This is a genomic window from Nonomuraea sp. NPDC048881, from assembly GCF_040649795.1.
GTDB lineage: Bacteria > Actinomycetota > Actinomycetes > Streptosporangiales > Streptosporangiaceae > Nonomuraea.
The window spans coordinates 131555-155591 of the sequence record NZ_JBEZGC010000009.1 but is presented as its reverse complement, the minus strand read 5'-3'; the positions used below and the strand labels follow the sequence as shown (position 1 = coordinate 155591).

General features: G+C 71.8%; 19 protein-coding genes. 17 read left to right on the top strand and 2 right to left on the bottom strand.

From position 1 onward, the window contains the following. Positions 1 to 105 precede the first annotated feature (105 nt). From AB0C33_RS30315 to trpA, 6 genes are all read left to right on the top strand, one after another. Entirely contained in the window at positions 106 to 822 is a 717-nt protein-coding gene (locus AB0C33_RS30315; RefSeq protein ID WP_358293874.1) for a DUF4190 domain-containing protein, read from the top strand. 144 nt (positions 823 to 966) lie between these two features. Further along, positions 967 to 1539 (top strand): CD225/dispanin family protein, encoded by a 573-nt coding sequence (locus AB0C33_RS30310; protein WP_357968152.1) that lies wholly within the window; start codon positions 967 to 969, stop codon positions 1537 to 1539. Positions 1540 to 1559: 20 nt separating this feature from the next. Then, positions 1560 to 1991 (top strand): DUF2752 domain-containing protein, encoded by a 432-nt coding sequence (locus tag AB0C33_RS30305; protein WP_358293872.1) that lies wholly within the window; start codon positions 1560 to 1562, stop codon positions 1989 to 1991. A 119-nt stretch (positions 1992 to 2110) separates the two neighbouring features. Next, positions 2111 to 2950, top strand: a complete 840-nt coding sequence (gene trpC / locus AB0C33_RS30300) for an indole-3-glycerol phosphate synthase TrpC (RefSeq protein ID WP_125630391.1) — start codon at positions 2111 to 2113, stop codon at positions 2948 to 2950. 38 nt (positions 2951 to 2988) lie between these two features. Continuing rightward, complete coding sequence (gene trpB, locus AB0C33_RS30295; protein ID WP_358294292.1) at positions 2989 to 4194, top strand: tryptophan synthase subunit beta; 1206 nt, start codon at positions 2989 to 2991, stop codon at positions 4192 to 4194. An 85-nt stretch (positions 4195 to 4279) separates the two neighbouring features. Next, complete coding sequence (gene trpA / locus AB0C33_RS30290) at positions 4280 to 5074, top strand: tryptophan synthase subunit alpha (RefSeq protein WP_358293870.1); 795 nt, start codon at positions 4280 to 4282, stop codon at positions 5072 to 5074. Between the two features lie 83 nt (positions 5075 to 5157). Here the strand turns inward: trpA and AB0C33_RS30285 are convergent, their stop codons facing one another. Further along, positions 5158 to 6885, bottom strand: coding sequence for a beta-galactosidase family protein (locus AB0C33_RS30285; protein ID WP_358293868.1), 1728 nt, complete (start codon positions 6883 to 6885; stop codon positions 5158 to 5160). Between the two features lie 106 nt (positions 6886 to 6991). On the opposite strand from AB0C33_RS30285, the gene AB0C33_RS30280 reads away from it, so the two are divergent. The 7 genes from AB0C33_RS30280 to AB0C33_RS30250 all read left to right on the top strand — a co-directional run bounded on the left by AB0C33_RS30280 (position 6992) and on the right by AB0C33_RS30250 (position 13702). After that, a complete protein-coding gene (locus AB0C33_RS30280) occupies positions 6992 to 7831 on the top strand; it encodes a helix-turn-helix transcriptional regulator (RefSeq protein WP_358293867.1) in 840 nt (279 codons plus the stop codon). A 144-nt stretch (positions 7832 to 7975) separates the two neighbouring features. Continuing rightward, the gene (locus tag AB0C33_RS30275) at positions 7976 to 8485 is read left to right on the top strand and encodes a MauE/DoxX family redox-associated membrane protein (RefSeq protein ID WP_358293865.1); all 510 of its coding nucleotides are present in this window, start codon (positions 7976 to 7978) and stop codon (positions 8483 to 8485) included. After that, positions 8457 to 9221: a thioredoxin domain-containing protein gene (locus AB0C33_RS30270; protein WP_358293863.1), complete on the top strand. Its 765-nt coding sequence runs from the start codon at positions 8457 to 8459 to the stop codon at positions 9219 to 9221. Before AB0C33_RS30275 ends, AB0C33_RS30270 begins: the two co-directional genes overlap by 29 nt. A 27-nt stretch (positions 9222 to 9248) precedes the next feature. Then, on the top strand, positions 9249 to 10253 hold the full coding sequence (gene lgt / locus AB0C33_RS30265) for a prolipoprotein diacylglyceryl transferase (RefSeq protein ID WP_358293861.1): 1005 nt from the start codon (positions 9249 to 9251) through the stop codon (positions 10251 to 10253). Beyond that, positions 10250 to 10954, top strand: a complete 705-nt coding sequence (locus AB0C33_RS30260) for a VIT1/CCC1 transporter family protein (protein ID WP_358293860.1) — start codon at positions 10250 to 10252, stop codon at positions 10952 to 10954. Before lgt ends, AB0C33_RS30260 begins: the two co-directional genes overlap by 4 nt. A 1043-nt stretch (positions 10955 to 11997) precedes the next feature. Further along, complete coding sequence (locus AB0C33_RS30255) at positions 11998 to 13005, top strand: hypothetical protein (protein WP_358293858.1); 1008 nt, start codon at positions 11998 to 12000, stop codon at positions 13003 to 13005. 106 nt (positions 13006 to 13111) lie between these two features. Further along, a complete protein-coding gene (locus AB0C33_RS30250; protein ID WP_358293856.1) occupies positions 13112 to 13702 on the top strand; it encodes a hypothetical protein in 591 nt (196 codons plus the stop codon). 145 nt (positions 13703 to 13847) lie between these two features. Here the strand turns inward: AB0C33_RS30250 and AB0C33_RS30245 are convergent, their stop codons facing one another. Then, positions 13848 to 15389, bottom strand: a complete 1542-nt coding sequence (locus AB0C33_RS30245) for a bis-aminopropyl spermidine synthase family protein (RefSeq protein ID WP_358293855.1) — start codon at positions 15387 to 15389, stop codon at positions 13848 to 13850. Between the two features lie 314 nt (positions 15390 to 15703). Between AB0C33_RS30245 and gltB the strand changes: the two genes are divergently transcribed. The 4 genes from gltB (at position 15704) to AB0C33_RS30225 (ending at position 23922) form a co-directional block, all read left to right on the top strand. Further along, positions 15704 to 20209: a glutamate synthase large subunit gene (gltB, locus tag AB0C33_RS30240; protein ID WP_358293853.1), complete on the top strand. Its 4506-nt coding sequence runs from the start codon at positions 15704 to 15706 to the stop codon at positions 20207 to 20209. A 13-nt stretch (positions 20210 to 20222) separates the two neighbouring features. Continuing rightward, entirely contained in the window at positions 20223 to 21701 is a 1479-nt protein-coding gene (locus tag AB0C33_RS30235) for a glutamate synthase subunit beta (protein ID WP_358293852.1), read from the top strand. Between the two features lie 102 nt (positions 21702 to 21803). Continuing rightward, positions 21804 to 22385, top strand: a complete 582-nt coding sequence (locus AB0C33_RS30230) for a helix-turn-helix domain-containing protein (protein ID WP_358293850.1) — start codon at positions 21804 to 21806, stop codon at positions 22383 to 22385. Between the two features lie 91 nt (positions 22386 to 22476). Continuing rightward, positions 22477 to 23922, top strand: a complete 1446-nt coding sequence (locus AB0C33_RS30225) for an MDR family MFS transporter (RefSeq protein WP_358293848.1) — start codon at positions 22477 to 22479, stop codon at positions 23920 to 23922. The last annotated feature ends 115 nt before the right edge of the window (positions 23923 to 24037 follow it).

Genomic DNA, 24037 nt, shown 5'->3' with positions numbered 1-24037 from the left:
TCGGTAGTTACGAAATCTCCACGGTTCTGAACCTCTGTCTGCTTGGCAAACGTTTTCTCAATAAGCTGCCGTTGCAACTCGCCAAAAGACAAGAGGAGCCAGCTCATGAGCTACGGGGACCAGGGCGGCAGCGGGGGCCACGGCGCGCAGCCCCCCGGCGGTGGTTACGGCCAGCAGCCGCCCACCGGCGGCGGCTACGGCCAGGGCCCGGCCTACGGCCAGCAGCCCCAGAGCGGCGGCTACGGCCAGCAGCCCCAGCACGGCGGGGGTTACGGCCAGCAGCCGCAGAGCGGTGGTGGTTACGGCCAGCAGCCGCAGAGTGGCGGCGGCTACAACCAGCAGCCGCCCAGCGGCGGCGGTTACGGCTACAACCAGCAGCCGCCGAGCTACCCCCAGGAGCCTTTGGGGTACGGCCAGCAGCCGCAGCCCCCGAGCGGCGGCTACGCCCAGCCGGGCTACGGCCAGCAGAATTACGGCCAGCAGAATTACGGCCAGCAGGGCTACGGCCAGCCCGGCTACGGCCAGTACGGCGCCCCGCAGCAGCCCCGCTCCACCAACGGCATGGCGGTGGCCTCGCTCATCCTGGGCATCGTCGGCCTGGTCACCTGCGGCGCGACCAGCATCGTCGGCGTCGTCCTCGGCCACATCGCGCTCAACCGCATCAAGCGCACGGGGGAGGAGGGGCAGGGCATGGCGATGGGCGGCCTGGTGACCTCCTACATCATGGTCGTGCTGTTCGTGCTGTTCTGGATCTTCTTCGGCGGGTTCTGGCTGACCCTGATCGGCATCGGCTCGGCGGCCTCCGTCAGCGACTACTCGTGAACGGGCGGGGCGCAGCGTGACGCCCCGCTTGCGGTGTGATTACGAATTGTCCGCAACGTGGGCGTTAGTCCACGTAGGGAATGCTTTATCGCTAGGCTGCCGCGCGCAACTCGCTTCACGCTGACGACATGAGGAGTCACGAGCATGAGTTACGGAAACCAGGGCGACGGCGGTTACGGCGCCCAGCCGCCCGGCGGCGGTTACGGGCAGCAGCCGCCGAGCGGTGGTGGCGGCTACGGCCAGCAGCCGCCCAGCGGCGGCGGTTACGGCGGCGGCTACGGCCAGCAGCCCCCGAGTGGCGGCGGCTATGGTGAGCAACCCCCCGGTGGCGGCTACGGCCAGCAGCCCCCGAGCGGTGGCGGCTACGGCCAGCCCCCTGGCGGCGGTTACGGGCAGCCGCCCGGTGGCTACCCCGGTGGCGGTTACGGCCCCGGTGGCGGCGGCACCCCGCCGGACAACCAGCTGGTCCCGGCGATCCTCACCACCCTGTTCTGCTGCCTGCCCCTCGGCATCGTGGCGATCGTGAAGTCGTCGCAGGTCAACTCCAAGTGGCAGGTCGGCGACATCCAGGGCGCCATGCAGGCGGCCGAGGAGGCCAAGACCTGGTGGAAGCGCAGCCTGATCTTCGGCGCCATCGCCATCGTCCTGCTCATCATCTTCTACGTGGTGGTGTTCGTGCTGCTCGCCGCCTCGACGAGCAGCTACGGCTCGTACTGACGGACTGGGATACTGACGGCATGGACATCGCAACAACCGGGCGGCGGGGGACGGGGCGGCTGAAGGGCCTGCTCGCGCCGCTCGGTGTTGCGGCCGCGGCGGGGGCCGTGGTCGGCGTGGTCGGCGTGGTCGACCCCAACCAGCCCGGCCACTACCCGACCTGCCCGTTCCTGTGGGTCACCGGCCTCTACTGCCCGGGCTGCGGCACGCTGCGCACGATCCACGCGCTGGCCCACCTCGACCCGCTGGCCGCCCTCGGGCTCAATCCGCTGGCCGTCGCCATGATCCCGTTCCTGCTGTTCTGGTGGGGCCGGTGGGTCGTACGGGCGTGGCAGGGCAGGCCGCGGCGCACCACTTTGGCCCATCCGGCGTGGCTGTGGGCCTTCCTCGGGGTCGTGATGGTCTACTGGGTCGTCCGAAACCTCCCCTTCGGGGCGTTCCTCGCGCCGTAGTACGGGCCCTGTGGCGAGGTGACCCCGGTGGGGCCGATACCATCGCAGGACAAGGCCGAGAGCGGACGCGAGGCGAACTCTCTGCCACCCCCACTGTCAACCGGAGGGACCCCAAGCGCGTGAGTGAGCGGACGGAAGGACCAAGTGTCCTCGACGACATCCTCGAAGGGGTGCGCGCCGATCTCGCCGCACGTCAGCAGGCCGTGTCGATCGACGAGCTCAAGCGGCGAGCCGAGCGGGCCCAGGGGCCCAGAGACGCGATGGCCGCCCTCGGGGGTGACAGGATCTCGGTGATCGCCGAGGTCAAGCGGTCGAGCCCGTCCAAGGGCGCGCTCGCCGCCATCGCCGACCCCGCCGCGCTCGCGGCCGACTACGAGGCCGGCGGCGCCCACGTGATCAGCGTGCTGACCGAGCGGCGCAAGTTCGGCGGCAGCCTGGAGGACCTGGCGGCCGTCCGCGCCCGCGTCGACATCCCCATCCTGCGTAAAGATTTCATCCTCACCTCCTACCAGCTCTGGGAGGCCCGGGCCCACGGCGCCGACCTGGCGCTGCTGATGGTCGTCTGCCTGGAGCAGGAGGCGCTGGTGTCGCTGATCGAGCGGGCCGAGTCCATCGGGCTCACCCCGCTGGTCGAGGTGCACACCGAGGAGGAGCTGGAGCGGGCGGTCGCCGCCGGGGCGCGGGTCATCGGGGTCAACGCGCGTAATTTGAAGACTCTTGAGGTCGACCGCGACGTCTTCGCGAAGCTGGCGCCGAAGATCCCGGATAATGTGATCAAGATCGCCGAGTCGGGCGTGCGCGGCCCGCACGACCTGCTCGCCTACGCCAGGGGTGGCGCCGACGCCGTCCTGGTGGGGGAGAGCCTGGTCACCGGCAAGGATCCGCGCAAGGCCGTGGAGGCGCTGGTGACCGCCGGCGCTCACCCGTCGACGCGCCCCGACCACTCAGCAGAGGGATAGCAGTGGCTAACGAAGGCTCCATCCTCAGCGCCGCCGACCTGGCCGGTGGCGCGGCGTACGGCAACGACCCCGACCTGCACGGCAAGTTCGGCATCTTCGGCGGCCGCTACGTGCCCGAGGCGCTGATCCCCGCGCTCGACGAGGTGGCCGCCGTCTACGACAAGGCCAAGACCGACCCCGAGTTCCTGCGCGAGTTCGATCACCTGCTGCGCACCTACGCCGGTCGGCCGACCACGCTGACCGACGTCGCGCGCTTCAGCCAGGAGGCCGGCGGCGCGCGTATCGTGCTCAAGCGGGAAGACCTCACCCACACCGGCGCCCACAAGATCAACAACGTGCTCGGCCAGGCGCTGCTGACCAGGCGCCTGGGCAAGAAGCGGGTGATCGCCGAGACCGGCGCCGGCCAGCACGGCGTGGCCACGGCCACCGCGGCCGCCCTGCTCGGCCTGGAGTGCGTCATCTACATGGGCGCGGTCGACTGCGAGCGCCAGGCGCTCAACGTGGCCCGGATGAAGCTGCTCGGCGCCACCGTGGTGCCCGTCCACAACGGCTCCAAGACGCTGAAGGACGCCATCAACGAGGCGTTCCGCGACTGGGTGACCAACGTCGACACCACCCACTACCTGTTCGGCACCGTCGCCGGGCCCCACCCGTTCCCCGAGATCGTGCGCGACTTCGCCCGCATCATCGGCGTCGAGGCCCGTCGCCAGATGCTGGAGCTGACCGGCGGGCTGCCCGACGCGGTGTGCGCGGCGGTCGGCGGCGGCAGCAACGCCATCGGCATCTTCCACGCCTTCATCGGCGACGAGGGCGTGGCCCTGCACGGCTACGAGGCGGCCGGCCACGGCCTGGAGAGCGGCGAGCACGCGCTCACCCTCACCGCCGGCTCGGTGGGCGTGCTCCACGGCTCGCGCACGTACGTGCTCCAGGATGACGAGGGCCAGACGATCGAGTCCCACTCGATCTCGGCCGGCCTCGACTACCCGGGCGTCGGCCCCGAGCACGCCTGGCTGAAGGACTCCGGCCGCGCCACCTACCACGGCGTCACCGACGACGAGGCCATGGCGGCGTTCTCGCTGCTGGCCAGGACCGAGGGCATCATCCCGGCCATCGAGTCCTCCCACGCGCTGGCGGGCGCGCTGAAGCTGGGCCGCGAGCTCGGCCCCGACTCGACGATCCTGGTCAACCTGTCCGGGCGCGGCGACAAGGACATGGGCACCGCCATGAAGTACTTCAACCTCTGACGCCCCCGGCAGCGCGGCGCGGGTGACCGGACGACGGCCTGCGGCAGGGCATCATGGTGGGACTCGACCTTCGAAACGGACAGACATGACGACTCTTCAGACGGTTTTCGCCAAGGCGAAGGCGGACAACCGGGCCGCGCTCGTCGGCTACCTGCCTGCCGGCTTCCCGTCCAAGGACGGCGCGATCGCCGCCGCCGCGGCCCTGGTCGAGGCGGGCTGCGACGTCATCGAGATCGGCCTGCCCTACTCCGACCCGCTCATGGACGGGCCGACGATCCAGGACGCGGTGCACCGCTCGCTGCTCAACGGCACCCGCATCGCCGACGTGATGCGCACCGTCGAGGGGGTCGCCGCCACGGGCGCCGCCACGCTCGTCATGACGTACTGGAACCCGATCGACCGCTACGGCGCCGACCGGTTCGCCCGTGACCTGGCCAACGCGGGCGGCGTGGGCACGATCACGCCCGACCTGACGCCGGAGGAGTCCGAGCCGTGGCGCACCGCCTCGGCCGAGGCGGGCATCGACACGGTGTTCCTGGTGGCGCCCAGCTCCACGGAGGAGCGCATCAAGGCCGTGGTCGACTGCTGCACCGGCTTCGTCTACGCCGCCTCGCTGATGGGCGTCACAGGCGCCAGGGAGAGCGTGAACTCGGCGGCCGAGGGCCTGGTCAAGCGCACCCGCGCGCACACCGACCTGCCCGTCTGCGTGGGCCTGGGCGTCGGCACGGGCGCGCAGGCGGCCGAGGTGGCCCGCTACGCCGACGGCGTGATCGTCGGGTCGGCGTTCATCCGCCGCATCCTCGACGCGCCCGACGAGGCCGCCGGGCGCGAGTCGATCATGGCGCTGGCCGGCGACATGGCCCGCGGCGTGCGCCGCTGAGCCCTCTGCGGGCTGTCCCGATCATCACGAAGGCGCGTCCCCTGAGCGGGGGCGCGCCTTCCGTCATGTCGTGCCGGCGGGGGTCAGCCCAGGTCGGGTTCCGCGCGCAGTTCCAGGGCCGGGCCCACCTGGTCCAGCTCCAGGACGACGATCTCGTTCGTCCCGGCGCGCAGCAGCGGGGCCGGGACGTAGAGGGTGCGCTGCGGGCCGCGGTCCCAGTAGCGGCCCAGGCAGAAGCCGTTCACCCAGACGTACCCCTTGCCCCAGCCGGGCAGCGCGAGGAACGTGTCGGCGGGCTCGTCCACCTCCAGGACGAACCGGAAGAACGACCTGGGCCCGGCCTGCGAGCCGTCGGCGAACGGCACCGCGGAGACGTCCCGCAGCGGGATCGGCCGCGCGCTCCACCCGTTCAGGTACTGCTGGTGGTGCAGGACGCCGCCGGTCAGGCCCTTGCTCTCGCCGGTCAGCGGCCCGTAGTTCGTCCGTCCCATCGACTCCACCAGCAGCTCCACCGTGGCGGGGCCGGACACCGTCACCTCCGGCTCCTCGGCGTCGCGCTCGAACACCCCGGCGAGCCGGCCGTCCACGAACACGTGCGCCCGGTCGCGCAGCCCGGGCAGCCGCAGCCGGTACGCACCGCGCGGCCCCGGCACCTCCGCCCGGTACAGCACCAGCCCGTGCTCCAGCCCCAGCTCCTCGAACGACGGCGGCACCGGCGCGCTCGTCCCCGGCCCCGCCACCGCCTCCAGCGCGTCGCCCAGCGACACCGACTGGACCGGCCGCAGCGTCGCCGGCGGCAGCACGGCCGGGACCGGCGGCACCGCCGGCGGCTCGCCCGCGTACCGCGACAACACCTCGCGGAAGCGCCAGAACTTCTCGGTGGGCGCCCCGCGCTCGTCGATCGGCGCGTCGTAGTCGTAGGAGGTGACGGTCGGCCGCCAGTCGCCCATCGCCCGCTCGCCGGCCTGGTTGGCGCCCGCCCAGGTGCCGAAGTTGGTGCCGCCGTGGGCCATGTACAGGTTCACCGACGCGCCGAGCTCAAGGATGCGCTCCAGGACGGCGGCCGCGTCACCGGCGTCCCTGGTCATGTGCTTGTGGCCCCAGTGGTCGAACCAGCCGCACCAGAACTCCATGCAGAACGGCGGATCGTCCGGCCGGTGCTCGCGCAGCGCGGCGAACGCCCGGTCGGGGTCGGAGCCGAAGTTCACCGTGGCCAGCACGCCCGGCAGGGTGCCGCCGGTCAGGTACCAGTCGGCCGGGCCGTCGGAGGTGAACAGCGGCACCTCGACGCCCCTAGCCGTCAGGCCGTCGGCCAGGTGGCGCAGGTAGGCCAGGTCACTGCCGTAGGAGCCGTACTCGTTCTCCACCTGGACCATGATCACGTTGCCGCCGCGGGTCACCTGCCGCTCGACGACCTGCGGGAGCAGCCGGTCGAAGTAGCGGTCCACGTGGCCCAGGTACTCGGGGTCGCAGGTCCTGATCCGGCCGGTGAGCCAGGCGGGCAGGCCGCCGTTGTCCCATTCGGCGCAGATGTAGGGGCCCGGCCGGACGATCGCCAGCAGCCCTTCCTCGGCCGCCGCGTCCAGGAACGCGCCCAGCTCCTCCGTCCGGCGGAACTCGCCCCTGCGCGGTTCGTGCAGGTTCCACGGCACGTACGTCTCGACGGTGTTCAGCCCCATCGCCCGCAGCATCGCCAGCCGGTGCCGCCACTGCCCGGGATGCACCCGGAAGTAGTGCATGGCGCCCGACAGCACCCTGAACTCCGTGCCGTCGAGCCGGAACACTCCGTTCTCGACCGAGAAAACACCCATAACCGTTCCTCCGATAGGATTTCGCGCCCCGCAACCCTGCCAAGACCGCAGGTCAACGGCCATGGACAAACCCAGACAACCTGTTGGACTCACCCGCGGAGACCGGATGACCCCGCCCTACGACAAGTGGATGCAGTACCTGACCCCGGGGCCCGCCCATCGCGGGCTCGGCCTGGTGTGCCTCGGCGTCGGACGGCAGGAGGGGCGGCTGCCCACGGTCGGGCCGCGCACCCTGCAGCACCACGTGGCCGTCCTGGTGACCGCGGGCCGCGGCTGGTTCTCCCAGGGGGAGGGGCCCGTCGTCGACGTCGTCGCGCCCGCCGTCATCTGGCTCCTGCCCGGCGTACGCCACCACTACGCGCCCGACGAGGCCGGCTGGGACGAGTGGTTCGTCGACTTCACCGGCCCCGCCGCCACCGCCTACCAGGACCTCGGCTTCGTGGACGCCGGCAACCCGGTCACCCCGCTCACCACGGCGGACCCGGCCGCCCACGCCATCGGCCGCATCGCCCAGGCGTGCCGCAGGGGCGGCCCGTACCTGGAGGTGGAGACCTCGGCCATCGTGCACGAGGTCCTGGTCGCCCTCAGGCGCAGCCGCGCCGACGAGGACCCCTACGGCGATCCGGTGCTGGCCGGGCTGGCCAGGGACGCGTGCCTGCCGGTGCCGGTCGCCGAGCACGCCAGGCGCCTCGGCATGCCGCTGACCGAGCTGCGCCGCGCCGTGCGCCGGCTGGCCGGGTGCAGCCCCAAGGACTACGTGCTGTCCATCAGGCTCAACCGGGCCAAGGACCTGCTGGCCACCACCGACCTGCCGGTCGCCGCCGTGGCCCGGCGCGTCGGCTACGACGACCCGGCCTATTTCACCAGGTTGTTCACCCGCCGCGCCGGTCTGCCGCCGAGCGAATTCCGGACGCAGCAGTATCGTGGACTTCCTACCATTTCATGAACGGGACTCTGCCTTAGCCGACGCTTATCCCGAGCGTGATCGGATGATGTCCCGGTACTGTGCGCATTCCCGGCGCAGAGAAAGAGGAGATCACCCGTGGCCGCGTCACAACCGTCACACAACGGCAGATCGGCGATACCCTGGGTGACGACCGTCGCCCGGCTGATCCTGGGGGGCGTGCTGATCGCGGCGGGGGCGCTGAAGATCGGCAATCCGTCCGACTCCGTGGTCGCGGTCAAGGCGTACCAGCTGCTGCCCGAGTCGATCGCCGAGATGGTGGGCTATGTCCTGCCGATCCTGGAGATCGTCGTCGGCGTGCTGCTGGTCGTCGGTCTGCTGACCAGGGTGGCAGCGGTGATCGCCGCGCTGCTCATGTTCGCCTTCGTGTTCGGCATCGCCTGGGCCTGGGCGCACGGCCTGCGGATCGACTGCGGCTGCTTCGGCGGCGGCGGCCAGCTGGAGACAGGACAAGAGCCGGCCTACCTGCTCGACATCCTGCGCGACTTCGGCCTGGTGCTGCTCGGCGCATGGACGGCCCGCTTCCCGCCGGGACGGTTCGCCCTCGACGGGGCGCTCGGACTGGCGGGTGCCGTGGAGGACACAGGTGACGAAGAGGAGATCGAGGATGAGCAAAGCGCAGCGCACCAAGTCTGACGGGAACATGTCGGCGCGCGAGAAGATCAGAGAGCAGCAGGCGGCGGCCCGCGCCCAGGAGAAGCGCAAGAAGCTGGTGACCTACACCACGGCGGCCGTGGTCGCGGTGGCCGCGGTCGGCCTCGGCGCGTGGTGGTCGATCAGCTCCTCCAAGTCGGAGCAGGCCGGGGCCGACCTCGCGCCGATCACCCTGCAGCCCGACGGCAGCGCCGTGATGGCCAAGGCGGGCGTGACGCAGCCGGTGGTCGACATCTACGAGGACTTCCAGTGCCCGGTCTGCAAGGAGCTGGAGCGGGTCAGCGGATCGACCTTCAAGAACCTGGCCGCCGAGGGCAAGGCCAAGGTCGTCTTCCACCCGATCACGATCTTCTCCAGGGAGCCGACGAAGAGCAACTCCGTACGCGCGGCGGCGGCCGCCCGCTGCGTCGCCGACGGCAAGCAGTGGATGGCCTTCCACGACCTGATCTACAAGAACCAGCCGGCCGAGACCGTCGAGGGGTTCAAGACCGACCAGCTCGTCGAGTGGGGCAAGGAGGCCGGGGTCACCTCGCCCGATTTCGAGAGTTGCGTCACGTCCCAGAAGCACGCTCCCGCCGTGCTGACCGACAGTTCGAAGATCATGGCGGCGCAGTCGATCGAGGGCACGCCCACCGTGAAGCTCAACGGCACCAGCATCGGCGAGGCGGCGTTCTCGCCGCAGCAACTTCGCGATGCGGTCACGAAGGCCGCCAAGTAGCCGCAGGCTGCGCTACCCTCACCTGACATGCCCCTAGCCTCGATTCCCAGCCCTTCCCAGGGGGTCTGGTATCTCGGAATCATCCCGATCCGGGCCTATGCCCTGTGCATCGTGCTCGGCGTCGTCGTCGCCGTCTGGCTGAGCGAGCGGCGCTGGGTCGCCCGCGGCGGCCAGAAGGGGACGATCATCGACATCGCCGTCCCCGCGGTGATCTTCGGTCTGATCGGCGGCCGGCTCTACCACGTCATCACCGACTGGCAGACCTACTTCGGCAGCCGTGCGATCAAGGAGCCGTACCAGGCCCTGTTCATCTGGGAGGGCGGGCTCGGCATCTGGGGCGCGATCGCGCTCGGCGGCGTCGGCGTGTGGTGGGCCGTGCGCAAGCGCGGCATCTCCATGAGCGCCGTCGCCGACACGGTCGCGCCGGGCATCGCCTTCGCGCAGGCCATCGGCCGCTGGGGCAACTGGTTCAACCAGGAGCTCTACGGCGGCCCGACCACGCTGCCGTGGGGCCTGGAGATCGACGTCGACCACGGCGGCGAGCCGGGCGTGCTGTACCACCCGACCTTCCTGTACGAGTCGCTGTGGGACGTCGCGCTCGGCTTCCTGCTCATCCTGGCGGGCAAGCGGTTCGCGCTGCGGCACGGGCGGCTGTTCGCCCTCTACGTCGCCGGGTACACGCTGGGCCGCTTCTGGATCGAGGGCCTGCGCATCGACCCGGTCGGCGGGGTCGACCACGCGGTGACCTTCCTCAGCCTGCGGCTCAACCAGTGGACGTCCATCGTGCTGTTCGTCGGCGCGCTGGTCTACCTCTGGCTGACCAGGAACAAGGACACCGAGGAGCGGGTCGTGCCGCTCGACCCGGCGGTCGATCCGGCGCACGAGAGCGGCCAGGCCGATCCCGGCTCGTCCGACGCGCCGGCCGCCGTGGCGGCCGAGACCGCCGAGCCCGCTGAGCCCGCCGAACCCGCCGGATCCTCCGACACCGACGCGGACGACGATGCCGCGACGAAGGAGAAGAACCCGCGATGACCGGCGGCGCGGAGATCCACCATCGCCATCGCGACGTCAGCGGGGGCTGGTTGCGGCCCTCGGTGTTCGGCGCGATGGACGGCCTGGTGTCGAACTTCGCGCTCATCGCCGGCGTCGCGGGCGGCACCGCCACCACCAAGGTCGTCGCCCTCAGCGGCGTGGCCGGGCTGGCCGCCGGGGCCCTGTCCATGGCGGGCGGCGAGTACGTCTCCGTGGCCAGCCAGCGCGAACTGGCCCAGGCCGAGATCGCCGTCGAGCAGCGGGAGCTGGCCGGCAACCCGGAGGCCGAGCTGGCCGAGCTGGCTCAGTCGTTCGTGGACAAGGGGGTGGAGCCCGACCTCGCCGCGGCGGTGGCCGGGCAGATCTCCCGCAATCCCGAGCGGGCCCTTGAGATCCACGCCCAGAACGAGCTGGGTGTCGTTCCCGGCGCGCTGCCCTCGCCGAAGGTGGCGGCGGTGTCGTCGTTCCTGTCGTTCAGTGTGGGGGCGGTGCTGCCGCTCCTGCCGTACCTGTTCGGAGTCGAGGGGCTTACCTTGTCGGCCGTGGTGTCGTGCGCGGCGTTGTTCGGGGCGGGCGCGCTGGTGTCCGCCGTGACGGCGCGCAGCTGGTGGTACTCGGGATTGCGTCAGCTCGTGGTGGGCGCGGTGGCCGCGGGCATCACGTACGGGCTGGGCAACCTGATCGGGGCGTCAGGACTGTGAGATCGGGACGACGCTCCGGCGACTCCGCCGACTCCTCCGGCACCGGCCCCAACACCCCGGGCACCGGCGGCGCTTCCGGCGGGTATGGCGGTGCTCCTGGGGCTTTTGACGGTTCCGGCCGTTCTGGCGGTGGTCCTGGGGCTTATGACGGTTCCGGCCGTTCCGGTGGTGCTCCTGGGGCTTATGACGGTTCCGGTGGTGCTTCCGGTGCTGCTGGCGGGACCGGTGGGGTCGGGGGCAGCGGGCGAGCCGGTGGTTCGCGTGGCGGGCGTGGCGCGGGGTCCGGGAGGGCTCGTCGCCGTTCCGCTGCTCGCGCCGCTGAGGCCACGGCCCCCGAGCAGCCGGCGACCGGTGGCGACGGCGGCCAGGACCTCTGGGCGGCCCGCCGCGCCGCCCGCCCCCAACAGCCCGCCGACGCGGGCTGGGCCGCCCGCCCACCCGCCCCCCAGGGGCCCGACGCTTCCTGGCCCTCTCAACCCGCCCCTCAGGGCTCCGACGCACAGTGGGCGGTTCGTTCCGGGTCACAGGGCTCGAACGCGCAGTGGCCCGCCGGTCCCGCCGCCTCTCAGGGCTCGAACGCGCAGTGGCCCGCTGGCCCCGGCTCCCAGGGGTCTGACACGCAGTGGCCTGCTGGTTCCGCCGCCTCACAGGGTTCGAACGCGCAGTGGCCTGCTGGTTCTGGCTCGCAGGGCACGGACGCGCAGTGGCCCGCCGGCTCCGGCGCGCAGGGGTCGGACGCGCAGTGGGCGGCTCGTGGTGAGCGGAGTGACGGTCAGCGGCCCGCGTCCCCGGCTTCCGATGCCGGATGGGCCGCGCAGCCCGCCGCGCCGGAGGCGTCCACGCCCGCCGACGACGCCGACGCACCGCGCGGCAGACGTTCCCAGCGGGGCAGACGTTCCCAGGCAGCCGCGGAGTCCGGCCGGGGCAGGCGTGCCCAGGAGGGCGGAGAGGCGTCCCGGGGGAGACGCGCCCACGATGGTGGGGAGACGGCTCGCGGGAGGAGGCGGGCGCCGGACAACGACGACTCCGTCTGGGCCGCGAGCATGGACGACCTGGCGGAGGCCGCCCGTACGGGCCGTCGCAGCACGGCCACCGACGGCGGCGAGCAGTCGCGTCCGGGACGCCGGAGCGCCCCCGCGGACGGTGGCGGGCCCGACGACGCAGCCGAGGGTTTCGCCGCGTTCGGGGCGTCGGGATCGTCCGCGGAGTCCGGAAGGACCGGGGAGTCCGCCGAGTTCCCGACCGGCTCCGGGTCACGCAAGCGGCGCCGCACACCGCGCTCCGACTGGCAGTTCCCGGTGCTCACCGAGTGGGGCCTGCGTCCGGAGCAACAGCGGCTGATCGTCATCATCGCCACGGTCATCGGCGTCGTCGCGGGCGCGACGGGGCTGGTGGCGGTCGTCGGCTCGCTTGGCGACTACGCCCCCGAGCGGGAGGCCAACGCCGCCGTCCTCGGCCCGGACGCCGCCATGCCCATGTCCTACCAGGGCTGGAGCTCGCCCAAGCTGTTCGCGGCCCTGGCCGACCGGGCCAAGGACAGCCGGGAGCTCACCGACAAGGAGGTGTTCGGGCAGAGCGAGCTCGCGGTCTCCAAGAAGCTCACGCTCAAGCTCGCCGCCAAGCGCATCGACGCCGACTGCTCGGCCGCCCTGTGGGGCACGGCCCTGCTGGAGAAGGTGGCCGACGCCGACTGCCTCCAGGCGGCCCGCGGCCTGTACGTCAGCTCCGACGGCCGCTACGTCGGCCAGTACACGCTGCTCAACCTCAAGGACGGCCAGTCGGCCGGCGACCTGGTCGAATCCCTCAAGACGCTCTACCGGGGCGGCTGGGCACGGCCGTTGACCTCGTCGAAGGCGGCCTTCCCGGCGGGCGGTTACTCCGAGGGCGGCGGCTACGCGCTCGGCCACTACGTCGGCCTCGTCTGGCTCGGCAAGACCGACGGCCTCGACCCGACCGCCCGGGACGACTTCGTCTCCGTCACCCTGGCCCTGCGCGGCGCCGAGAAGTCCGTCTACCGCCGCGTCGTCGCGATCACAGGCCCGGCCTCGTGACGTCACCTCGCGCGGCCGCGATCAAGGGAGCGGCCCTGATGTCCCGCGTCGGGGGTGCGGTCGTGCTGTCCCGCGTCGGGGTGGGGTTCGCGGAGGCGGTCGCGTGATGTCCCGCCGTGTGGTCGTGGTGGCGGGGGTGGCCGTGGGGGTGCTGGCGGTCGCCGTGGCCGGGTGGTTGTGGCTGCGTCCGGGGGAGCCGCGGCCGGCCGCCTTCCGGGGCGAGCCCACCTCGGCCTTCTACGCGGCCGTCGACTCCCGTCAGGCCGACGCCGCGCCGCTTACCGCGCAGGAGGTCTTCACCGCCGAGACACAGACGCTCGGCGCGCTGCGGCGGGTCTCCACGCAGGAGCACGACGACTGCGACGAGGTGCTGTGGGGAGCGTCGGCGTCCGGGTGCACGCAGGTGCTGGCGGCGGCGTACGAGGGCGACGGGCTGGCCGGGCAGTTCGCCATCTTCAACCTGCCCGACGGGCGCGCGGCCGACGCCCTGGTGGCGGCCCTGGGCAAGGACGGCTTCGTCCGGCAGGACGCCGCGTTCGACGCCGCCCGCAGCCGTGCCCAGGCGCGGGCCATGGGCCACTACGTGACGGTCAGCTGGGCGGGCGGCACGGTCTCCGCCGACGGCCTGGTCACGGCCCTGGTCGCCCTCGACGGTCTGGGCCGCGTGGTCCAGAACCGCATCCTCGCCGCCATCTGACCACCCACCCCCCATCCGGCCACCTGCCCGCTCGAAGGGGCGCCGCGGGTGGCCTGCTGCTCGGAGGGTTGCGGTCGTCCGGCGGTTCGGCCGTCCTGCCGCCGCCCACCCACAACGCCGCTCCCGTCAGACGCCTTGCGCGGAGTCAGGGGGTTGTGGTGGTGAGGGCGGTGACGGTGGTGGAGACGGCGGCGGGGAGATCGGCCAGGCGGTGGAGGGGGGCTTCCAACGGGGTCAGGTCGTCGGACCAGGGCGCGGTCTGGCGGATGAGGGTGCGGGCCTCGTTCTTGGTGAGCGCCGTGCCCTGGTCGCGGGCCACCGCGATGAGCGCCTCCCGCCAGGTGTTGGCGAGCTTGGCGTGGCCGTTGTCGAGGATTCTGCGCAGCACCGCGTCGCCCGCCCCGGCGGGTTGCGGGCGGCGTACGGCGTCGAGCGCCCCGCCCGTCCGGCGGAACTCGTAGACAGCGGACAGCGCCTCCGGCAGCGAGGGCAGGTCGGCCCCCCACACGCGTACGTGCGCGGCCCGGGTGGCGAGCAGCACGCGGGGGAGCGCCGCCTCCAGCCCCGGCGGCAGCGCGACGGCCACCTGCTCGACGGCCGCCGCGTACGGCTTGGCCAGCCAGGTCGCCAGCCGCACCCGGGGCTGGGGCAGCTCCTTGGGCCACTCGCCCACCAGCAGGTCAGCCTCGAACCCGGCCAGATCGGACGCCGGGGCCGCCGCCGGGGCCGACTCGACCGACTGGGGGCCCTGGGTGTAGATGGCCGTGGCCTGACGGCCCAGCCGGGCGTTGACCGCCGGGCGGGTCTTGGTCGTGGGACGCAGCAGGTAGAGGTCGGCGGCCGAGCCGATCGCCTCCGCCCCGAAATAGCGATTGAAATCCGGATAGATCGCTTCGTAGGCGAGGTTGAGCTCCGACAACGCCTGCTGGACCTTGAAGGCCAGCATCGGCGTACGCTCGCTGGCCCCGTACGCCACCAGCACCCGCCCGTCGTCCTTCAGCCCCTCCACGGCGCGCGCCGCGAACAGCCCGATCCCCTCCGGCGTGTACGGCGGGTCGGTGAACGCCAGGTCGTGCTCCCGCGCCGAGGCCGGCAGCCCGAGCCGCAGGTCGGCCCAGCGCGTGCGGACCCCGAGCCCCTGCTCGTCGATGTAGGCCAGGATGCGCTCGTCGACGTCGACCACCGTGACGTCGGTCTCGGGATGGACCAGCTTGACGGCCAGCGAGGTCAGGTCGTGGTCGCCGACGCACAGCAGCCGCGCGCCGGGCAGCCAGAACCGCGCCCCGAGCAGCAGCGCGCGCCGCAGGGCCGTCTCGGGGGTGGCCGAGACGTGGTCGAGCACGTGACGGGCCCGCGGCGCGCCCGCGACCAGCGCGGTCAGGCGTTCGAGCACGCCGGGGTAGTGGGGGAGCAGGTGGGCCACCGGGTCTTCGGGCGGCGGCGCCATGGCCAGCAGGTCCTGGTAGGCGGGCGTGTCGCCGGGCGGCACCCGGAACGTCTCGCCCGAGCGCTCCAGGCGCACCTCGCGCAGCAGGGCCTCGACGGTCCGCCTGGAGGTGGCGGTCTCCCTGACCAGGCCGGCCAGGGACCACCACTGGCCGTCGCACAGGAGGGTGAGGGCGTGCCGCAGCCGCCTGCCGTCGACGCCCGCCTCGGCGAGCAGGCGCTCCACGCCGTCACGATCCATGCGCCAACCCTATCGAGGGGCGGGCCCGGCTCCGGCCGCCCGCCGGGGAGGGCCGGGCTCGTCCGCAAGGAGCTTCCCGGGGCTCGTGAGAGCCATGGGACAACAGGGGCGTGACCTGGGAATTCTGATGGCCGGGTCCGGGGTTTGGGATGGGGAGTTCGGATGCTGGAACCGTGCGCAATGTTCGCAATGCGGACGTGGCGGGCACCATTCCGGCATCGTGCGGTAATCTCTACCCACGATATGCAGCAGGGCCAACGTCGTCCCCGCCTGTAGAGCAGTTCTTGACAGACGAAGACGACGGGAGGGATTCAATGCCTGCTGCCCACCTCGGATTCCCCGAGCCTCAGGGCCTCTACCACCCCGCCAACGAGCATGATGCCTGCGGTGTCGCCATGGTCGCCGACGTCGCCGGACGCCGTGGGCACACGATCGTGGTCAAGGCGCTGACGGCGTTGTGCAATCTCGATCACCGGGGAGCCAAGGGTAGCGAGCCGGACACCGGCGACGGAGCCGGGATCCTGACGCAGATCCCCGATGGGTTCTACCGCGCGAGCGTGCCGTTCGCGCTGCCCGAGGCCGGCGCGTACGCGACCGGCATCGCCTTCCTGCCGGCCGACGAGCAGGGCAGGGCCGTCGCCGTCGGCCTGATCGAGGAGATCGCGGCCGAGGAGGGCCTCACGGTGCTGGGCTGGCGGGACGTCCCCGTCGACCGCGCCCTGCCGGGCCCGAGCGCCCGCGCCGTCATGCCGCACTTCGCCCAGCTCTTCGTGTCGAGCCCCGGCGGCGAGCAGGGCCTCGACCTCGACCGGCTGGCCTTCTGCCTGCGCAAGCGGTCCGAGCACGAGGCGGACGTCTACTTCCCCTCGCTGTCGGCCCGCACGGTGGTCTACAAGGGGATGCTCACGCCCGACCAGGTGGAGCCGTTCTTCCCCGACCTGAGCGACGAGCGTTACGAGAGCGCGATCGCGCTGGTGCACTCGCGCTTCTCCACCAACACCTTCCCGAGCTGGCCGCTGGCCCACCCCTACCGGTACGTGGCGCACAACGGCGAGATCAACACGGTCAAGGGCAACCGCAACTGGATGCGGGCCCGCGAGGCGATGCTGGCATCGGCCCACATCCCGGGCGACATCTCGCGGCTCTTCCCGATCTGCGACCCCGACGGCAGCGACACCGCCAGCTTCGACGAGGCGCTGGAGCTGCTGCACATCGGCGGCCGGAGCCTGCCGCACGCGGTGCTGATGATGATCCCCGAGGCGTGGGAGAACCACACCGAGATGGATCCGGCGCGCCGCGCCTTCTACGAGTTCCACTCCTCCCTGATGGAGGCATGGGACGGCCCGGCCTCGATCACGTTCACCGACGGCACCCTGGCCGGAGCCGTGCTGGACCGCAACGGGCTGCGTCCCGGGCGGTTCTGGGTGACCGCCGACGGGCTGGTCGTGCTGGCCTCGGAGGCCGGCGTGCTGGACTTCAAGCCCGAGGACGTCGTCCGCAAGGGCCGCCTGCAGCCGGGCCGCATGTTCCTCATCGACACCGCCCGCGGCAAGATCATCGAGGACGACGAGATCAAGGCCGAGCTGGCCGCCGCGCACCCGTACGAGGAATGGCTGCACGCCGGGCTGGTCAGGTTCGAGGAGCTGCCCGCGCGGCAGCGGGAGATCCCCACGCACGAGGCGCTGGTCAAGCGGCAGCAGACCTTCGGCTACACCGAGGAAGAGCTGCGGATCATCCTGTCGCCGATGGCCAGGTCCGGTGCCGAGCCGATCGGCTCGATGGGCACCGACACGCCGGTCGCGGTGCTGAGCGAGAAGCCGCGGCTGCTGTTCGACTACTTCACGCAGCTGTTCGCCCAGGTCACCAACCCGCCGCTGGACGCCATCCGGGAGGAGCTGGTCACCTCGCTGGCCAGCGTGCTCGGCCCCGAGGGCAACCTGCTCGACCCGGGCCCGACCTCCTGCCGCCAGCTCGTGCTGCCGTACCCGGTGATCGACAACGACGAGCTCGCCAAGATCATCCACATCAACGACGAGCACGACCTGCCGGGCTTCCACCCGCACGTCATCAGCGGCCTGTACGAGGTCGCCGGCGGCGGGCAGGCGCTGCTCGGCCGCCTTGAGGAGATCAGGGCCGAGGCGTCCAGGGCCATCGCCAACGGCGCGCGCATCATCGTGCTGTCCGACCGCGGCTCCTCCGACACGCTCGCCCCGATCCCGTCGCTGCTGCTCACCGGCGCGGTGCACCACCACCTGATCCAGGAGAAGACCCGGACCAAGATCGGTCTCGTCATCGAGACCGGCGAGGCCCGCGAGTGCCACCACATGGCGCTGCTCATCGGCTACGGCGCCGGCGCGGTCAACCCGTACCTGGCGATCGAGACCGTCGAGGACCTGGTCGACACCGGTGTGCTGCAGATCGGCAAGCACAAGGCCGTGCGCAACCTGATCAAGGCGTACGGCAAGGGCGTCATCAAGGTCATGTCCAAGATGGGCGTGTCCACGGTGGCCTCCTACACCGGCGCGCAGATCTTCGAGGCGCTCGGCCTGAGCCAGGAGGTCATCGACGCCTGCTTCACCGGCACGACGTCCCGCCTGGGCGGCGTCGGCTTCGACGTGCTGGCCGAGGAGACCGCCCAGCGCCACCGTCACGCCTACCCGCGGGCGGAGAACGCGCACCGCAGGCTCCAGGTCGGCGGCGAGTACCAGTGGCGGCGCGAGGGCGAGCCGCACCTGTTCAACCCCGAGACCGTCTTCAAGCTGCAGCACGCCACCCGCACCCGCCGCTACGAGATCTTCAAGGAGTACACGAGCCTCGTGGACTCCCAGGCCGAGCGGCTGATGACCCTGCGCGGCCTGTTCAAGCTGCGCAAGGGCCAGTCGATCCCGATCGACGAGGTCGAGCCGGTCGAGAGCATCGTCAAGCGCTTCTCCACGGGCGCGATGTCGTACGGCTCGATCTCGATGGAGGCGCACGAGACGCTCGCCATCGCGATGAACCGGCTCGGCGGCAAGTCCAACACCGGCGAGGGCGGGGAGGACCCCGAGCGCCTGTACGACGCCACCCGCAGGTCGGCGATCAAGCAGGTCGCCTCCGGCCGGTTCGGCGTCACCAGCGAATACCTGGTCAACGCGGCCGACCTGCAGATCAAGATGGCCCAGGGGGCCAAGCCCGGCGAGGGCGGCCAGCTGCCCGGCCACAAGGTCTACCCGTGGATCGCCAAGACCCGCCACTCCACGCCCGGCGTCGGCCTCATCTCGCCGCCGCCGCACCACGACATCTACTCGATCGAGGACCTCGCCCAGCTCATCCACGACCTGAAGAACTCCAACCCGGAGGCCAGGGTCCACGTGAAGCTGGTCGCCGAGGTCGGCGTCGGCACGGTCGCGGCGGGCGTGTCCAAGGCGCACGCCGACGTGGTGCTCATCTCCGGCCACGACGGCGGCACCGGCGCCTCGCCGCTGACCTCGCTCAAGCACGCGGGCGCGCCCTGGGAGCTCGGCCTGGCCGAGACCCAGCAGACGCTGCTGCTGAACGACCTGCGCGACCGCATCGTCGTGCAGGTGGACGGCCAGCTCAAGACCGGCCGCGACGTCGTCATCGCCGCCCTGCTGGGCGCCGAGGAGTACGGCTTCGCCACCGCCCCGCTGGTCGTCTCCGGCTGCGTGATGATGCGGGTCTGCCACCTCGACACCTGCCCGGTGGGCGTGGCCACGCAGAACCCCGAGCTGCGCAAGCGCTTCAGCGGCAAGCCCGAGTTCGTGGTCAACTTCTTCGAGTTCATCGCCGAGGAAATCCGCGAGTACCTGGCCGAGCTGGGCTTCCGCTCGCTCGACGAGGCGATCGGGCACGTCGAGATGCTCGACACCACGGCCGCCGAGAACCACTGGAAGGCCGGCGGGCTCGACCTGTCGCCGATCCTGCACCAGCCCGACCTGCCCGCCGGCACGCCCAAGCGGCGCACCGTCGAGCAGGACCACGGCCTGGAGCACGCCCTCGACAACACCCTGATCCAGCTCGCCGAGGGCGCGCTCAACGACGGCACCCAGGTCACGATGGAGCTGCCCATCCGCAACGTCAACCGCACGGTCGGCACGATGCTCGGCTACCAGGTGACCAAGCGGTACGGCGGCCAGGGCCTGCCCGAGAACACCATCGACATCGGCTTCACCGGCTCGGCGGGCAACTCCTTCGGCGCGTTCGTGCCCCGCGGGATCACGCTGCGGCTGACCGGCGACGCCAACGACTACCTCGGCAAGGGCCTGTCGGGCGGGCGGATCACCGTCCGGCCGCACGAGGAGGCGCCGCTCGACGGGCACATCATCGCCGGCAACGTCGCCCTGTACGGCGCCACGTCCGGCGAGGTGTTCGTCCGCGGGGTGGTCGGCGAGCGGTTCTGCGTCCGCAACTCCGGGGCCACGGCGGTCGTCGAGGGCGTGGGCGACCACGGGTGCGAGTACATGACCGGCGGCCGGGTGGTCGTGCTCGGGGCGACCGGGCGCAACTTCGCGGCCGGCATGTCCGGCGGCGTGGCGTACCTGCTCGACCTGCGGCCCGAGCGGGTCAACCGGGAGATGGTCGCCATCGAGACGCTGACCGAGCAGGACGCGGAGTTCCTGAAGGAGACGGTCGAGAAGCACTTCGCCGAGACCGCGTCCCCGGTGGCCAAGCAGCTGCTGGCCGACTGGGACGCCGCGCTCGCCCGGTTCGGCAAGATCATGCCGACCGACTACAAGAGGGTGCTGGCGGCCGCCGAGGCCGCCCGCGCCGAAGGCAGGGACATCGACGAGGCCGTCATGGCGGCTGCGGTTCAGGGCTAGGGAGGCGTACTCGATGGCTGACCCCAAGGGTTTTCTCACGCACGAGCGGGAGCTGCCGGCGCGCCGCCCGGTCGACGTCCGCATCAGCGACTGGCGGGAGGTCTACCAGGACTTCCCGCAGGAGAAGCTGACCAGGCAGGCGGCCCGCTGCATGGACTGCGGCATCCCGTTCTGCCACAACGGCTGCCCGCTCGGGAACCTCATCCCCGAGTGGAACGACCTCGTGTACCGCGCCGACTGGCGCGAGGCGATCGAGCGGCTGCACGCCACGAACAACTTCCCGGAGTTCACCGGCAGGCTCTGCCCGGCTCCGTGCGAGGCGGCGTGCGTGCTCGGCATCAACTCCGACCCGGTGGCGATCAAGCGGGTCGAGGTCGAGATCATCGACCGCGCGTTCGCCGAGGGCTGGGTGACCCCGCAACCGCCGCGGGTGCGCACCGGCAAGAAGGTGGCCGTCGTCGGCTCGGGCCCCGCGGGCCTGGCCGCCGCCCAGCAGCTCACCAGGGCCGGGCACGACGTGGTGGTGTTCGAACGCGCCGACCGCCTCGGCGGCCTGCTGCGGTACGGCATCCCCGAGTTCAAGATGGAGAAGCGCCACATCGAGCGGCGCCTGGAGCAGATGCGGGCCGAGGGCACCAGGTTCCGCACCGGCGTCGACGTCGGCGTCGACGTCACCGCGGCCGAGCTGCGCGAGCAGTTCGACGCGGTGGTGCTGTCGGGCGGCGCCACCCAGTGGCGTGACCTGCCGGTCGCCGGGCGCGAGCTCAAGGGCGTCTACCAGGCGATGGAGTACCTGCCCCTGGCCAACAAGGTCCAGGAGGGCGACTACGCGGTCGCGCCGGTCTCGGCTGAGGGCAAGCACGTCGTGGTGATCGGCGGCGGTGACACCGGGGCCGACTGCATCGGCACCGCGATCCGGCAGGGCGCCGCGTCGGTGACCCAGCTGGAGATCATGCCGCAGCCGCCCGCGTCCCGGCCCGGCAGCCAGCCGTGGCCGACGTTCCCCATCCTGTTCAAGATGGAGAGCGCGCACGAGGAGCTGGCCGACGGCGGCGGGGAGCGCGTCTACGCGGTCTCCACCACCGAGTTCGTCGGCGACGAGGAGGGCAACGTCAGGGCGCTGCGCCTGGTCGAGGTCGAGGGGCCGCAGAACGGCTTCAAGCCGATCCCCGGCACCGAGCGGGAGATCCCGGCCGAGCTGATCACCCTGTCCATGGGCTTCCTCGGGCCGGAGAAGGGCGCCCTGCTGGAGGACCTGGCCGAGGTCGCGGGCGAGGGCTTCTACGACGCCCGCGGCAACGTCGCCCGGGACAAGACGTACATGTCCAAGGTGGACGGCGTGTTCGTGGCCGGTGACATGGGCCGCGGGCAGTCGCTCATCGTGTGGGCCATCGCCGAGGGCCGTTCGGCCGCCTCGGGCGTCGACCGGTACCTGAGCGGGGAGACGGCGCTGCCGTACCCGATCCTGCCGACGGCGCGTCCGCTGGTCTGACCTGCGTGAAGGGCCCCGGAGCCGGACGGCTCCGGGGGCCTTCGTCATTTGCACACTCTGCAAGACTTGCAGGATGTGCAAATTCTGCGTAGAGTGCAACGCATGGAGAGTCCGGAACAGCGCCGTGAGCGCCGCAGGGCCGAGAAGCGGCAGGCCATCCGGCTGGCCGCGGTGCGGCTGGCGCTCGACGAGGGCCTCGACGCCGTGACCGTCGAGGCTGTCAGCGCGGCGGCCGACATCTCGCCCCGCACGTTCTTCAACTACTTCGCCTCCAAGGAGGAGGCGCTCGTCATGGAGCCGATCTGGCGGCCGGACGACATCGTCGCCCTGCTCGCCGACCGGCCGGCCGACGAGCCCGCCTTCCTGTCGCTCAAGGCGGTGGCCCGGGAGCTCGCCGTACGCGTGCGCCCGGTCTGGGACACCATGCAGCCGTTCATGGAGCTCAACAACCGTTACCCCGAACTGGCCGCCAGGGCGCGCGCAGCCGACCAGACCCAGATCATGGAGACGGTCCTCGGCGCCGTGCGGGCCAGGCCCGGAGTGACCGGCGGCATCCACGCCCGGATGCTGCTCATCACGACGTTCGGCGCGATGATCTCGGCCATCCAGGAGTCGGCGGCCACGGACGAGCCGGTCGAAGAACTGCTCGACGAGGCGTTCGCGCTGCTCGAACGCGGACTCTGACACCTCCGGAAAGAAAGCGGCGATCGGGGTGGCACCCCCGACCGCCGCGGATTCCTCCTGCCCTCGCGAAAGAAGCAAGGAGTACAACTGAATGGTATCGACAATCGCCCAGGAGGCCGCACCGCGGCGCGGCCTCCTGTTCAGCATGGGCTCGCTCCTGCTGTGCCTGTTCCTGGCCGCCGTCGACCAGACGGTGGTGGCCACGGCCACCCCCACCATCGTGGGCGAGCTGAACGGCCTGGAGAACGTGTCGTGGCTGGTCACGGCCTTCTCCCTGACCTCCGGCATCGTCGCGCCCCTCTACGGCAAGCTCAGCGACATGTACGGCCGCCGCCGCCTGTACCTGTCGGCCATCGCCCTGTTCCTCGCCGGCTCGGCCCTGTGCGGGCTCGCCCAGACGATGGCCCAGCTCATCGCCTTCCGCGCCTTCCAGGGCATCGGCGCCGGCGGCCTGATGGTGCTGACCCTGGCGATCTCGGCCGACATCGCCACCCCGCGCGAGCGCGCCAAGTTCCAGGGGCTGTTCGGGGCGGTGATCGGCGTGGCCGCCGTCCTCGGGCCGGTCATCGGCGGCTACCTCACCGAGCACGTCTCCTGGCGCTGGATCTTCTACATCAACCTGCCGCTCGGGGCGGTCGCGCTGGCGGTCGCGTTCGCCGTGCTCCGGCTGCCGCGGCGCACCTCGCCGCACCGGATCGACTGGCCGGGGGCCGCGCTGATCTCCGGGGTGCTGACCTGCCTGACGCTGTTCGCCTCGTGGGGCGGGACGACGTACGCGTGGACCTCGCCGGTCGTCGTCGGGCTGGGCGTGGGGGCGGTCGTGCTGGCGGGGCTGTTCGTGCTGGTGGAGCGGCGGGCGAAGGAGCCGGTGCTGCCGCTCGGGCTGTTCCGCGACCGCACGCTCACGATCGCCACGGCGACCATCGTGCTGATGGCCACCGGGATGGTGGGGGCGGCCACCTTCCTGCCGCTCTATCTGCAACTGGCCGCCGGGGCCAGCGCGTCGAACTCGGGGCTGCTGCTGCTTCCCCTGATGGCGGGCATGATCGCCGCCTCGGCCGTCGCGGGGCGGCTGGTGACCCGGCTGGGGACGTACAAGTGGGTCGTGGTGACCGGGGCGGCGCTGGCGACGGTGGCCGCGTTCCTGTTCTCGACCATGGGGCTGGGGACCGGGGCGGTCACGTCCGGGCTGTACATGGTGCTGTTCGGGGTGGGGCTGGGCATGGTGCTGCAGAACCTGATGCTGGCCGTCCAGGTCAGCGCGCCCGCCGCCGACCGGGGCGCGGCCACGTCGGTGGTGTCCTTCGCCAGGAACGTGGGCGGCGCCGTGGGGGTGGCCGTGCTCGGGGGCGTCTTCAGCGGCAGGCTGGGGCAGGCGGCCCTGGCTTCGGGGGTCGCGGGTGCGGTGCCCGAGTCCGTACGGCCGGCGTTCGCCGACGCGGTCACCGGGGTCTTCGCGTGGGTCACGCCGGTCATGCTGGTCGGCGTCGTGCTGCTGGCCTGCCTGCCGAACGTGCGCCTGCACCGCGACGCCTGACCCCGTAGGACGCGGGCTCCACACGAAACCACCCCAGAGCCCGCGTCATCCCCCATCTGCCGAAATTTCACACCTAAGTTGCATCAGCCGTTGAGTGTCGGGAAGATGCAGATTC